General features: G+C 61.1%; 9 protein-coding genes and 6 tRNA genes. 8 read left to right on the top strand and 7 right to left on the bottom strand.

Translation table 11 applies throughout. From position 1 onward, the window contains the following. Nucleotides 1–124: 124 nt before the first annotated feature. The 6 genes from AB7E19_RS15600 to AB7E19_RS15575 all read left to right on the top strand — a co-directional run bounded on the left by AB7E19_RS15600 (nt 125) and on the right by AB7E19_RS15575 (nt 779). Nucleotides 125–217: transfer RNA gene (locus tag AB7E19_RS15600), tRNA-Ser, on the top strand. Between the two features lie 4 nt (nt 218–221). Further along, nucleotides 222–298: transfer RNA gene (locus AB7E19_RS15595), tRNA-Arg, on the top strand. 94 nt (nt 299–392) lie between these two features. Then, nucleotides 393–469, top strand: a tRNA-Arg gene (locus AB7E19_RS15590). Nucleotides 470–494: 25 nt separating this feature from the next. After that, a tRNA-Arg gene (locus AB7E19_RS15585) sits at nt 495–571 on the top strand. A 27-nt stretch (nt 572–598) separates the two neighbouring features. Then, nucleotides 599–675: transfer RNA gene (locus AB7E19_RS15580), tRNA-Arg, on the top strand. Between the two features lie 27 nt (nt 676–702). Next, a tRNA-Arg gene (locus AB7E19_RS15575) sits at nt 703–779 on the top strand. A gap of 329 nt (nt 780–1,108) precedes the next feature. Here AB7E19_RS15575 and pbpG read toward each other — a convergent pair. The 6 genes from pbpG to pepA all read right to left on the bottom strand — a co-directional run bounded on the left by pbpG (nt 1,109) and on the right by pepA (nt 9,312). Beyond that, entirely contained in the window at nt 1,109–1,894 is a 786-nt protein-coding gene (gene pbpG / locus AB7E19_RS15570) for a D-alanyl-D-alanine endopeptidase (protein ID WP_409070716.1), read from the bottom strand. A gap of 179 nt (nt 1,895–2,073) precedes the next feature. Further along, on the bottom strand, nt 2,074–2,739 hold the full coding sequence (locus AB7E19_RS15565; protein WP_010672956.1) for a DedA family protein: 666 nt from the start codon (nt 2,737–2,739) through the stop codon (nt 2,074–2,076). An 18-nt stretch (nt 2,740–2,757) separates the two neighbouring features. Next, nucleotides 2,758–4,050: a hemolysin family protein gene (locus AB7E19_RS15560; protein WP_049636519.1), complete on the bottom strand. Its 1,293-nt coding sequence runs from the start codon at nt 4,048–4,050 to the stop codon at nt 2,758–2,760. Between the two features lie 207 nt (nt 4,051–4,257). Beyond that, nucleotides 4,258–7,110 carry a valine--tRNA ligase gene (locus tag AB7E19_RS15555; protein ID WP_322130913.1) on the bottom strand — a complete coding sequence of 951 codons (2,853 nt, stop codon included), beginning with the start codon at nt 7,108–7,110 and terminating at the stop codon, nt 4,258–4,260. Between the two features lie 65 nt (nt 7,111–7,175). Continuing rightward, nucleotides 7,176–7,631 carry a DNA polymerase III subunit chi gene (locus AB7E19_RS15550; RefSeq protein WP_010672959.1) on the bottom strand — a complete coding sequence of 152 codons (456 nt, stop codon included), beginning with the start codon at nt 7,629–7,631 and terminating at the stop codon, nt 7,176–7,178. 169 nt (nt 7,632–7,800) lie between these two features. Then, nucleotides 7,801–9,312 (bottom strand): leucyl aminopeptidase, encoded by a 1,512-nt coding sequence (pepA, locus tag AB7E19_RS15545; RefSeq protein WP_010672960.1) that lies wholly within the window; start codon nt 9,310–9,312, stop codon nt 7,801–7,803. A 172-nt stretch (nt 9,313–9,484) separates the two neighbouring features. Between pepA and lptF the strand changes: the two genes are divergently transcribed. Beyond that, a complete protein-coding gene (lptF, locus tag AB7E19_RS15540; RefSeq protein ID WP_324037394.1) occupies nt 9,485–10,597 on the top strand; it encodes an LPS export ABC transporter permease LptF in 1,113 nt (370 codons plus the stop codon). 25 nt (nt 10,598–10,622) lie between these two features. Further along, nucleotides 10,623–11,693 (top strand): LPS export ABC transporter permease LptG, encoded by a 1,071-nt coding sequence (gene lptG, locus AB7E19_RS15535; RefSeq protein ID WP_041210919.1) that lies wholly within the window; start codon nt 10,623–10,625, stop codon nt 11,691–11,693. 143 nt (nt 11,694–11,836) lie between these two features. Here lptG and AB7E19_RS15530 read toward each other — a convergent pair whose 3' ends face one another. After that, a complete protein-coding gene (locus AB7E19_RS15530) occupies nt 11,837–12,349 on the bottom strand; it encodes an RDD family protein (protein ID WP_427935854.1) in 513 nt (170 codons plus the stop codon). Nucleotides 12,350–12,449 lie beyond the last annotated feature (100 nt).

Genomic DNA, 12,449 nt, shown 5'->3' with positions numbered 1-12,449 from the left:
ACTGGGTAAGTGTCGATATTGCTTGAATATTCCACTCTTTGGCCAAATGCTGAGCGAACGCTCTGTTTTCTCCAAAAAAGTGTTTGACTAAAAATCCCTGTGAAGTATTATCAGCCCCGCAAACGGAGAGGTGGCCGAGAGGCTGAAGGCGCTCCCCTGCTAAGGGAGTATGCGGCTTATACCCGCATCGGGGGTTCGAATCCCCCCTTCTCCGCCATTTTGCGCCCGTAGCTCAGCTGGATAGAGTACCTGGCTACGAACCAGGTGGTCAGAGGTTCGAATCCTCTCGGGCGCACCATATTTGACTCTTGGAGTCATGTGTTGACCATCAGCAAGTCGGCACTAAAGAAGGCTTACTGTTGAGTAAGCTTTTTTTATCGTTTGAAAACAGGGCGCCCGTAGCTCAGCTGGATAGAGTACCTGGCTACGAACCAGGTGGTCAGAGGTTCGAATCCTCTCGGGCGCACCATTTCAAGCAATACAATGATTTATGAGCGCCCGTAGCTCAGCTGGATAGAGTACCTGGCTACGAACCAGGTGGTCAGAGGTTCGAATCCTCTCGGGCGCACCATGTTTAAAGCAGTGCAACAATTTATGAGCGCCCGTAGCTCAGCTGGATAGAGTACCTGGCTACGAACCAGGTGGTCAGAGGTTCGAATCCTCTCGGGCGCACCATATTTCAAGCAGTGCAACAAGTTGTGAGCGCCCGTAGCTCAGCTGGATAGAGTACCTGGCTACGAACCAGGTGGTCAGAGGTTCGAATCCTCTCGGGCGCACCATACAGACAGCCTCGACGTCAGTCGGGGCTGTTTTTTTATGGGCGATATCCTCCTCCCCATCATGGGGTTGTCTCTCTCGTGTCCTTCTCCCTGACGCTCCCATGGGGGACGGTTCCCCCTTGCTGCACGTGCCCCCGGGTCACCACTCTCCACGTGTCTTGCCTGGCAGGCTGCTGACGCATCCCGTGGCCGTGCCTGTGGCGACCTGGGGGCCCGAACCATGCGCATCTATGCTGTACGGGGCTGGCGCCCTCTGGCGGCCTGCTGAGGCATTTGGCGGGCAATAAAAAAGGATGCCGCGGCATCCTTTCATGTCTTCGTGGAAAGAATCAGCTTTTCAGCCACTTGCGGATGCGGTTGGCATCCCCGACAGGGGTGCGTTTGCCCACCGAGTTGAGCAGTACGATGGCGAGCTCCTGACGATCCGGTTTGGCACGCATCAGCAGGCAGCGGCCCGCTTCGTCGGTATAGCCTGTCTTGGAGAGGCGTACATCCCAGTCCGGGTTCTTCACCAGCGGGTTGGTATTGTTGAACATCAGGCTGTAGGCCGGCTTGTGAAAGCGCATCTCCCTGCTGGTGTCCTGGGTGAATTCACGGATCAGCGGCTGTCGATAGGCCGCAGAGAGGAGCTTGGCCAGATCCTGGGCGGTGGAGACGTTGCGGGTCGAGAGACCGGTGGAGTCATAGTAGCGGGTGTTGCTCATGCCGAGCTGTCTGGCCTTGTTGTTCATGGCGCGGATGAAGGCCTGGCGACCCCCCGGGTAGTGGCGGGCAAGCGCCGAGGCCATGCGGTTTTCGGAGGACATCAGCGCCAGATGCAGGGCGTCACGGCGGCTGACCTGGGTGCCCATGCGCACCCGTGAATAGGTGTGCTTGATGTTGTCCCTGTCGTTCTGATCGATGGTCAGGGTCTGATTGAGGTTCTGGCGGGCATCCAGCACCACCAGCGCCGTCATCAGCTTGGTGAGGGAGGCGATGGGGCGCACCCGGGTGGGGTTTTTCTGATACAGGGTCTTGCCGGTGTTGACGTCCATCACCAGGGCACTGCCCGATTTGAGCTGCAGCTTGGCCGGGTTGGGGGTCGCCAGGGCTGTCTGCGAACCCAGCAGTCCCATCAATCCACCTACCAGCGCGATTGCGCGAATCCAACACCCCATACAACCAACTCCATCCACAGCGAAAAAAGGCGCTAGATTCACTCATTTTTGCCCCTGCTTTACAAGAGCGAGCAGGGGGAATTCGCCACTATTTTCCATAAAAAAAGGGCCGCCTGTGGGCGACCCTGTGGTTTGTCTCACTCTCTGGAGACGCCGGGCTTGCGTCTGCTCCACCAGCGCCAGACCAGAGCGATGAGGCCGCCCACCAGCAGCACGACCGGCAGGTAGAGAATGACGCTGAGAAATTGGGACTCATACTGCGCGGCCAGCTTGGTGTGGCTCAGGTAGTAACCCAGCCCGACCAGGGGGCAGATCCACATGATGGAGCTGATCAGGTTGACCACCAGGAAGCGCCCCTGGGGGATCTCGTTGGCGCCGACGATATAGGGGTAGGCGGTACGCACGAAGGCGATGTAGCGGGCGGTGATCAGGGTGATGATGCCGTACTTGTTGAGCAGGTAGTGCACCTTCTCCTTGTGCTTGTCATCAAGGTGGGACATCAGCCTGTGATACATCCGGGTGTGGCCGAGGAAACGCCCCTGCATGTAGCCAAGCCAGGTACCGACGAAGGTCGCCATGATCAGCAGCGGGACCACCGCCATCGGCAACACCCCCTGATAGATCAGCACGCCGGTCAGGATCAGCAGGGTATCCCCTGGCAGGAAGGCGGTGGGGATAAAGCCATTCTCGAGCACCAGGAAGGTCAGCAGGACGACATAGACCATGAAGACCATCTTGGGATCAGAGAGTGTCGCCAGATCCTGATGCATAAAGGCGTGAGCCAGGTGGTAAAACTGCTCCATACATGCAAACTCCGCAGGTTAGCTGGGTTGGTCGGTCAAGGGCATGGCAAGTACCTTGTCGATGCGCAGGCCGTCCATATCCACGATTTCCAGTTGCCACTGTTCCAGGGTGACCAGGTCTCCGGTCTGGGGAAGGCGGCCAAGGAGCAGCATGATAAGCCCTCCAAGGGTGTGATAGTGATGTTTTTCTTCTTCCGGCAGACGAACCAGCTCCAGACAGTCCTTCAATTCTGGCAGTGGAATGAGGCCGTCGAGCAGCCAGCTGCCGTCGGCGCGCTGGAAGGCCCAGTTGTCCTCCCCATCTTCCTGCTGGAAGTCGCCGGCCAGGGTTTCCAGCAGATCCTGCTGGGTGACCAGCCCCTGCAGCTCGCCATATTCGTCCACCACCAGCACCATGTGCTCGGAGTGGGTACGGAAGTGGTTGAGCAGCTCCAGGCCATTGAGGGTCTCCGGCAGCAGGCTGCCGTCCTGGGTCAGCGCCGCCAGATCGATGGGCTCTCCCTTGATGTAGGCGTGCAGCACCTTGCTGACGTTGAGGATGCCGACGAGATCTGACAGGCTGCCGTCACAGACAGGAAAGAAGCTGTGGCGATACTCCACCAGACGTTGGAGGTTCACTTCCAGCGGCAGTGACAGGTCCAGATAGCGGATGTCGCTGCGCGGCACCATCAGGGAGGCCAGGCTGCGTTCGTCGAGGCGGAACACGTTGCGCAACATAGTGTGCTCATGGTCCTCGATCACCCCCGCTTCGGAGCCCTCCACCAGCATGGCGTGGATCTCCTCCTGAGTGACGTTGTTGCTGCTGCGCTGATCGACCCGCAGCAGCCGCAGGCTGGCGTTGGTGGAGGCGGAGAGCAACCAGACGAAGGGACGGGTCAGGGTCGCCAGCCAGAGCATGGGGCGGGCTACCAGACAGGCGATGCGCTCGGCGCTGAGCTGTCCGAGGCGTTTGGGCACGAGCTCCCCTACCACGATGGAGAGATAGGTGACCAGCACGACCACGATGACGGTGGCGAGCAGGCTGCTGCTCTTGGGGGAGAGCCCCCACTCCTGCAGCCAGAGGGCGAAGGGCTGGGCCAGCAGGGACTCGCCATAGATACCGTTGAGCAGACCGATGCTGGTGATGCCGATCTGCACGGCGGAGAGGAAATGGGTCGGATCTTCCCCGAGCTTGAGGGCGATGGAGGCGGAGCGGCTCCCTTCGCTCGCCATTTTGGCGAGACGTGCCTTGCGTGCCGTCACGATGGCGATTTCCGACATGGCGAAGACGCCATTGAGCAAAATCAATCCAAACAGGATCAATATTTCCATACTGCAGCAGCACTCCCGATAGAAAAGACCGCTGGCAGTGTAATGAATTTGCGGGCTCTGCGCTTGTGAAAGGAGGTGATTTGGCTCGTGAATTTTTGAATATCGCCCCGGCGGGAGGGATAAAACCGCGGGGCAGGAGAGGGAGAACTGAACCCCTGACATGAAAAAGCCCCCGATAAACGGGGGCTTGTCATGTTGCGCTGTGGCTTAGAGCGCGGCGATCTCGGCCTGCTGGGCTTCCAGCTTGGTCAGCTGGAGACGGTAATCTTCCAGCTTCTCACGCTCCTTGATGATGACCGCTTCCGGCGCCTTGGCGACGAAGGCTTCGTTGCCGAGCTTGCCTTCGATGCGACCGCACTCGCCCACCAGACGGGCCACCTCTTTGGCCAGACGGGCCAGTTCGGCTTCCTTGTCGATGAGACCGGCCATCGGGATCATCAGCTCGGTGGCACCGATCAATTTCTTGACCGATAGCGGGGCGGTTTCACCTGCGCCAAGCACGCGAATGGATTCCAGACGGGCCAGGGATTTGAGGAAGGCCTCGTTGTCAGCGGCGCGCTGGGCATCCTTGGCATCGCACTGGAGCAGCACGTTGAGGGGCACGCTAGGCGCCACGTTCATCTCGGCGCGGATGTTGCGGATGCTGACGATGAACTCCTTCACCCACTCCTGATCCGCCATCGCGGCGTCGTCCACCTTGGCGGCGTCGAATTCCGGGAAGGCCTGAATCATGATGGTGTCGGCGTGTACGCCAGCCAGCGGGGCGACCGATTTCCAGATGGTCTCGGTGATGAACGGGATGATCGGATGTGCCAGGCGCAGCAGGGTCTCGAGGACGCTGACGAGGGTGTGGCGGGCAGCGCGCTGCTCGGCCTCGGAGCCCTTGGTCAGTACCGGCTTGGTCAGCTCCAGATACCAGTCACAGAACTGGTTCCAGATAAATTCGTACAGCACGCCTGCCGCGATGTCGAAGCGGTAGGTATCGAGGGCGGTGCGGAAGTCACGGATGGCCACTTGCTGCTGGGACTGGATCCAGCGATCCGCCAGGCTGAACTGCATCTCGCCACCGGCAAAGCCGCAATCCTGATCTTCGGTGTTCATCAGCACATAGCGGGAGGCGTTCCACAGCTTGTTGCAGAAGTTGTTGTAGCCATCCAGACGCTTCATGTCCCAGTTGATGTCACGACCGGTGGAGGCCAGCGCCGCCAGGGTGAAGCGCAGAGCGTCGGTGCCGTGGGCCTCGATCCCTTCCGGGAACTGCTTGGCGGTACGCTTGGCGATCTTCTCGGCCATCTGCGGCTGCATCATGTTGCCGGTGCGCTTCTCCAGCAGGTCTTCCAGCGAGATGCCGTCAATCATGTCGAGGGGGTCCAGCACGTTGCCCTTGGACTTGGACATCTTCTGGCCTTCTTCGTCACGGATGAGGCCGGTGATGTAGACGGTCTTGAACGGGACTTGCGGCTGGCCGTTCTCGTCCTTGATGAAGTGCATGGTCATCATGATCATCCGGGCAATCCAGAAGAAGATGATGTCGAAGCCGCTCATCAGCACGTCGGTCGGGTGGAAGGTCTTGAGTGCCTCGGTGTTGTTCGGCCAGCCCAGGGTGGAGAAGGTCCACAGGGCGGAGCTGAACCAGGTGTCGAGCACGTCTTCGTCCTGACGCAGCACGGTCACGGACGGGATGCTGTGCTTGGCGCGCACTTCCTCTTCGTTGCGGCCCACGTAGACGTTGCCGGCATCGTCATACCAGGCCGGGATGCGGTGACCCCACCACAGCTGACGGGAGACGCACCAGTCCTGAATGTCGCGCATCCAGGAGAAGTACATGTTTTCGTACTGCTTCGGCACGAACTGGATGCGGCCATCTTCCACCGCCTCGATGGCGGTCTTGGCCATGGGGGCCACGCGGACGTACCACTGGTCGGTCAGCATGGGCTCGATGGGCACGCCGCCGCGATCGCCGTATGGCTGTTGCAGCACGTGATCCTTGATCTCGGCCAGGAGGCCCAGCTCGTCCAGCTTGGCGACGATGGCCTTGCGGGCGGCGAAGCGCTCCATCCCGGCGAACTCGGTCGGCAGGGCGGCGTCATAGGCGGTGCTCGGGTTGCCATTGGTATCGACCACTTCGGCCTCGGCACGCACGTGGGCGTCCAGGGTGAAGATGTTGATCATCGGCAGGTTGTGGCGCTTGCCCACTTCGTTGTCGTTGAAGTCGTGGGCCGGGGTGATCTTCACGCAGCCGGTGCCCTTCTCCATGTCGGCGTGTTCGTCGGCAACGATGGGGATCAGACGGTTCACCAGCGGCAGCAGGATGTGCTGGCCGATCAGCGCCTTGTAGCGGGGGTCTTCCGGGTTTACCGCGACGGCGGTATCGCCCAGCATGGTTTCCGGACGGGTGGTGGCGACGATCAGGTGATCCTGGCCTTCAGCGGTCTTGGCGCCGTTGGCCAGCGGGTAGCGAAGGTGCCACATGTGGCCCTTGATCTCGCGGTTTTCCACTTCCAGGTCGGAGATGGCGGTGTTGAGCTTGGGATCCCAGTTCACCAGACGCTTGCCACGGTACATCAGGCCGTCTTCGTACAGGCGCACGAACACTTCCTGGACGGCGGCGGAGAGGCCCTCATCCATGGTGAAGCGCTCGCGCTCCCAGTCCACGGAGTCACCCAGACGGCGCATCTGACGGGTGATGGTGCCGCCGGACTCTTCCTTCCACTGCCAGATCTTGTCGATGAAGGCTTCCCGGCCGTAATCGTGGCGGGTCTTGCCCTCTTCTGCGGCGATCTTGCGCTCAACTACCATCTGGGTGGCGATACCGGCGTGGTCGGTACCTGCCTGCCACAGGGTGTTCTTGCCCTGCATGCGGTTGTAGCGGATCAGGGTGTCCATCAGGGTTTGCTGGAAGGCGTGACCCATGTGCAGGCTGCCGGTGACGTTCGGCGGCGGGATCATGATGCAGAAGGAATCTTTGCTGGTGTCGCCGTGGGGCTTGAAGTAACCCTGGGCTTCCCAGTGCTGATAGAGCGCCTGTTCGATGGCGTTGTGATTAAAAGTCTTTTCCATGGTCTCGCCGTATTCTGGATGGATGGATTCTGGTGTTGATTCGTCGTGGATCGAGGGTGGCACAGTCAGGGCTGCGCCGGATCCGGTGCGGCAAGGACGGGCTGATCCCTCATCTCGAGGGTATGGCCCGCCTGGCGATAGTGCTTGTAGCGCTCGCGGGCTTGCTGCTTTTGCGTTTCGTCAGTGGGGACAAAATCTACCACTTGAGCGAAGTGTCCTGCAAACAAAGGTGTCTGCCGGGCCAGGTTGATGAGGCAGGCATAGCGCCGCCGTGGCGGCTGATGGCCTATCTCCACCGGAGCCTGACCGCTCTCCCCCTGCAACTGGTGCGGCACGAAGCGATCGGGCGGCAACTGCCACAACAGCTCGTCCAGACGCAGGGCCTGGGCCTCGTCCTCGCACAGCAGATAGAGATGGCCTGCGCTCCAGCCATCGGCCGCAAGCTGGCAGGCGAGGCGCTCGACGGCGGAGGCATCCGCATCATCGGGCTGGCTCATCAGGTAAAAGGTCACTTGGCTCATCAGGTCGGTCCCGTTTGGCTGTGACGGACAGCGATTGGCCGTCTTCGGGAGCCGCGTCTGGCACGGACTTCCCGGATTCTCTCAATGAAACAAGGAAGAGGCAGGCCTCTTCCTTGTGATACAGGGTAACGCCTTCTCGCATCGCTCTTCGAGTCGATGGGGAAGGGGATCACTCCTTGTCTTCGACGTCCGCCACGCCGGCCCGGTTGAGCAGGAACTGGGTCAGCAGGGGCACAGGACGGCCGGTGGAGCCCTTCTCCTTGCCGCTCTTCCAGGCGGTCCCTGCGATATCCAGGTGGGCCCAGTTGTACTTCTTGGTGAAGCGCGACAGGAAGGCAGCGGCAGTGATGGTACCGGCCGGACGGCCACCGATGTTGGCCATGTCGGCGAACGGGCTTTCCAGCTGCTCCTGATACTCGTCGAACAGGGGCAGGCGCCAGGCGCGATCGCCGGCCTGTTCGGAGGCGTTGAGCAGCTCGTGGGCCAGGGGGTTGTGGTTCGCCAAGAGGCCAGAGGTATGGTGGCCCAGGGCGATGATGCAGGCACCGGTCAGGGTCGCCACGTCGATCACGGTCTCGGGATCGTAGCGGTCCACATAGGTGAGGGCATCGCACAACACCAGGCGGCCTTCGGCGTCGGTGTTGAGCACCTCGACGGTCTGGCCGGACATGGTAGTGAGGATGTCACCGGGGCGGTAGGCGTTGCCCCCCGGCATGTTCTCGCAGCCCGCCAGCACGCCGATGACGTTGATGGGCAGCTGCAACTGGGCCAGGGCGTGCATGGTGCCGAGCACGGAGGCGGCGCCACCCATGTCGTACTTCATCTCGTCCATGCCGTCTGCCGGCTTGATGGAGATGCCGCCGGAGTCGAAGGTCAGCCCCTTGCCCACCAGCACGATGGGCTTGGCGTCGGCGTTGCCCTTGTACTCGATGATGGCCATCATGGCTTCGTTCTCGGAGCCGCGGGCCACTGCCAGGTAGGAGTTCATGCCGAGCTCGGCCATCTCCTGCTCCCCCACCACCCTGGTGGTGATGTTGTCATAGGCATCCGCCAGACGGCGGGCCTGGGAGGCGAGGTAGGCGGGATTGCAGACGTTGGGCGGCATGTTCGCCACGTCGCGGCAGATGCGCACCCCTTTCGCCACGGCCAGGCCGTGGTTGATGGCGCGCTCGCCTATGGTCAGTTCCCGACGCGTCGGCACGTTGAAGACCAGCTTGCGCAACGGACGGCGCGGTTCGGCCTTGTTGGTCTTGAACTGATCGAAGCTGTAGAGGCCCGCCTTGGTGGTTTCAACCGCCTGACGCACCTTCCAGTAGGTATCCCGACCCTTGACGTGCAGCTCGGTCAGGAAGCAGACCGCTTCCATGGAGCCGGTTTCGTTCAGGGTGGTGATGGTCTTGTTGATGATCTGCTTGTACTGGCGCTCGTCGAGTTCGCGCTCCTTGCCGCACCCGACCAACAGTACGCGCTCGCTGAGCACGCCCGGTACTTGATGCAGCAGCAGCATCTGGCCCGGTTTCCCTTCCAGGTCGCCACGGCGCAGCAGCGAGCTGAGGTAGCCGTCGCTGATCTTGTCCAGCTGTTCGGCAACCGGAGAGAGGCGGCGGGGCTCAAAAACGCCGACCACGACGCAGGCACTGCGTTGCTTCTCAGGACTGCCACTCTTTACACTGAACTCCATGGAATCTCCTACATCCTAAAGACAAAAGGCACCATTTATTGAATAATGCGGTGCTTGTTGGGGTATCAGAGGCGGAGCGAACAGTCACAGGCTCCGCAGTTCAAACTGGTAAAAATCCAATATAGGGCCCTATTTTTCAGGCATTCGACTAAAAACACAAGTTTACTTGGGAATGACTGTGATCGTTTTCCGATATTTGTTCAGGGAGACCCTGAAAACCCAGCTGGCGGTGCTGTTCGTGCTGCTGCTTATCTTCGTCAGCCAGCAATTTATCCAGATCATTGGCGATGCCGCCGATGGTGAGGTGCCGACGCGCCTGGTATCCACCCTCCTGCTGCTCAACCTGCCGAATATGGCGTTGTTGATGCTGCCTATCAGTCTGTTTTTAGCCATTCTGTTTGCTCACGGCCGTTTGTACGCGGAAAGCGAGATGACGGTGATGCACGCGGTGGGTTTCAGTCACCGTTTCATCATGGGCAGTGCCCTGGTGCTGGCCCTGCTGACCGCCGCCGTCGCGGCGTTCAACACAGGCTGGGTCGCCCCCCAGGCCAAGGAGCGGGAGTACCAGGTGATCGACGAGTTCAAGGCCGATCCCGGTATCTCTTTCCTGCAGGCCGGCCGCTTCATGGAGCTCGACAAGGGGCGCCTGGTGGCCTACATCCAGGATCTGAACGACAAGGGGTCGGAGTTGCAGAAAATCTTCGTGCTGCAACGGGCCGAGGGTGGCTCACCCCCGTCAGTGGTGGTGGCCAACGAGGGGCAGGTGACCGCCGACAGCAACGGCTTGCAGTGGCTGACCCTGAAGGATGGCTCGCGCTACGAGGGGCATTTCACCGGCAAGCAGTTCCAGGTCTCGGAGTTCCGTGAATACAGCCTGGTGATCCGCCAGCAGGAGATGGAGCGATCTAACCGCAAGGCGGCGGCCAAGCCGACCCTGGCATTGCTCGGCACCCAGGACAACCAGCTGATGGCCGAATTGCAGTGGCGCCTGTCGCTGCCCCTCTCCATCCTGGTGCTCACCTTCCTGGTGGTGCCGATGGCGCGGGTCAATCCCCGTCAGGGGCGTTACGCCAAGCTGCTGCCGGCCATCCTGCTCTATCTCTCCTATTTCCTGCTGCTCAGTGCCGCCCGGTCGGCCATCGACAGCGGGCGTCTGCCCCACTGGCCCGGGATGTTCCTGGTGCCCCTGATCTATCTGCTGCTGATAGGGTTGCCTCTCAACCTGCAGGGCACCAGCTGGTGGAACGGGGTCAAAGGGCAATTGTTCAAGAGAAAGTCAGCGTGATGCTGCAACCTGGGAGTCTCTGCTGATGTTCGGCATTCTCGATAGATACATAGGCAGGGTCATCTTCATGTCGATCCTGCTGTGCGAGCTGACCCTGGTCGGGCTCGCCGCGCTCATCAAGTACGTGGAGCAGTTGAAGGCGGTCGGGGAAGGTAACTACGACATGCTCAACGCCCTCTACTACGTGCTGCTCTCCATGCCCAAGGAGGCGGTGCTCTTCTTCCCCCTGGCGGCCCTGCTCGGTGGCCTCATCGGTCTGGGCCAGCTCGCGACCAGCTCCGAGCTGGTGGTGATGCAGGCGGCGGGACGCTCCAAGATCAGCATCGTCATGGCGGCGCTCAAGACCGCCATTCCCCTGATGTTGCTGGTGGGGCTGATGGGAGAGTACGTCGCACCGGCCGCCAAGCGGATGGCGGATGACATCAAGGCGGGGGCCATGTCGGAAGGGCGGCTCACGGTCTCGGCCTACGGGGTCTGGGCACGGGATGGCAACAACTTCGTCAACATCAACGGGGTGCGCAACGATGGCGCCCTGACCGGCATCACCCTCTACCGCTTCACTCCGTCCCGCAACCTGATCGATGTGGTGCAGGCGAAGGAGGGGGTGTTCGAGGATCACCACTGGCTGCTGAAACAGGTGCACATCACCCGGTTTGACGATCCCACCCGGATCCAGGACGAACAGCATGCCCAGATGGCCTGGCAATCCGAGCTGACCCCCAAGCAGCTCGGGGTGGTCAGCATCGATCCCGAGAACCTGCCCATCTCGGGACTGCGGGACTACATCGGTTATCTGGATGCCAACAAGCAGGATGCCGGACGCTACAAGCTGGAGATGTGGCGCAAGCTGCTCTCACCGCTCTCCGTGGTGGCCATGATACTGCTCGCCTCCTCCTTCATCTTCGGCCCGCTGCGTTCGGTGAGCATGGGGGCGCGGATGCTGATGGGGATCATGACCGGCTTCGCGGTCTATGTGAGCGACAGGGTGTTCGGCCCGGTCAGCCTGGTCTATGCGGTCCCTCCCATCCTCGCGGCCATCGCACCCAGCCTGCTGTTTGGCGGCATCTCCTTCTATATCCTGAGCCGCAAGCAGTAGCGGCCTGAAGGGCGGCGGGCTGCTGACAAAAGGCGGCCATTGCTCTCGATCACCGTTTCCGTCAAGGTTCTGTGCTGCAAGCCGTCAGTTCTGGTCAACAAAAAGGGCACCTCGGGGTGCCCTTTTGCGTTGCAGCCTTGGGATCAGCGATTGAGCTGCTCCAGGTTTTCCGTCTTGCCGAGTACCACCACCTCGCACTCGGCCCAGATGTCCTGGAAGGCGCGGGGGCGGGCGCGATTGAACACACACAGCAGGTTGCCCAGGCCAAAGGCCGAGGTGGCGAGCCGGATCAGGGCCTGGGTGACGCGAATGTTGCTGCCGTCCAGGTTCTGGATGCGCAGGCGCCAGGCCCGCATGCCGATGGTCTGGCCGGCGCGGACCCAGAACCAGGTGTAGAAACCGCAGATGACGAAGGCCAGCCAGGCGCTGTAGATGGGGCTGGTCAGCAGCCAGGCGGCATCCTTGCCCTCGGGAACGTGCGCCATGCCGGTGGCCAGCAGCAGGTGGGCCACTCCCATGCCGATGAAGCCGGCGATGATCAGCAGGGCAATCACCACCAGATAGTCATAGAGCAGGGCGCCGAGACGGCGCAGCAGACCGGCGGACGGATGCCGGGGAGCAGGCTGGAGAGGGGAGGGGGTCTTGCGCTTGGCCATGATGATTATTCCATTAATATGATGCGGGCATTCTATGTAACTGACCCAGCCTCGGCAAGGCGTTGAATAAATGAGCAAACAACGGTGGGGGCAAGAAAAA

This window comes from Aeromonas sp., from assembly GCF_050252055.1.
Classification (GTDB): Bacteria; Pseudomonadota; Gammaproteobacteria; order Enterobacterales; family Aeromonadaceae; genus Aeromonas; species Aeromonas caviae.
Note: the sequence above shows the minus strand (reverse complement) of the source record. Positions and strands in the feature narration are given on the sequence as shown.

Bases quoted from the DNA above. Each gene is read 5' to 3' on its own strand.
- pbpG (WP_409070716.1), bottom strand. From the start codon at position 1,894: ATGGGACTGCTGGGTTCGCAGACAGCCCTGGCGACCCCCAACCCGGCC.
- AB7E19_RS15530 (WP_427935854.1), bottom strand. From the start codon at position 12,349: ATGGCCAAGCGCAAGACCCCCTCCCCTCTCCAGCCTGCTCCCCGGCAT.
- AB7E19_RS15555 (WP_322130913.1), bottom strand. From the start codon at position 7,110: ATGGAAAAGACTTTTAATCACAACGCCATCGAACAGGCGCTCTATCAG.
- AB7E19_RS15550 (WP_010672959.1), bottom strand. From the start codon at position 7,631: ATGAGCCAAGTGACCTTTTACCTGATGAGCCAGCCCGATGATGCGGAT.
- AB7E19_RS15560 (WP_049636519.1), bottom strand. From the start codon at position 4,050: ATGGAAATATTGATCCTGTTTGGATTGATTTTGCTCAATGGCGTCTTC.
- AB7E19_RS15565 (WP_010672956.1), bottom strand. From the start codon at position 2,739: ATGGAGCAGTTTTACCACCTGGCTCACGCCTTTATGCATCAGGATCTG.
- lptG (WP_041210919.1), top strand. From the start codon at position 10,623: ATGTTCGGCATTCTCGATAGATACATAGGCAGGGTCATCTTCATGTCG.
- pepA (WP_010672960.1), bottom strand. From the start codon at position 9,312: ATGGAGTTCAGTGTAAAGAGTGGCAGTCCTGAGAAGCAACGCAGTGCC.
- lptF (WP_324037394.1), top strand. From the start codon at position 9,485: ATGACTGTGATCGTTTTCCGATATTTGTTCAGGGAGACCCTGAAAACC.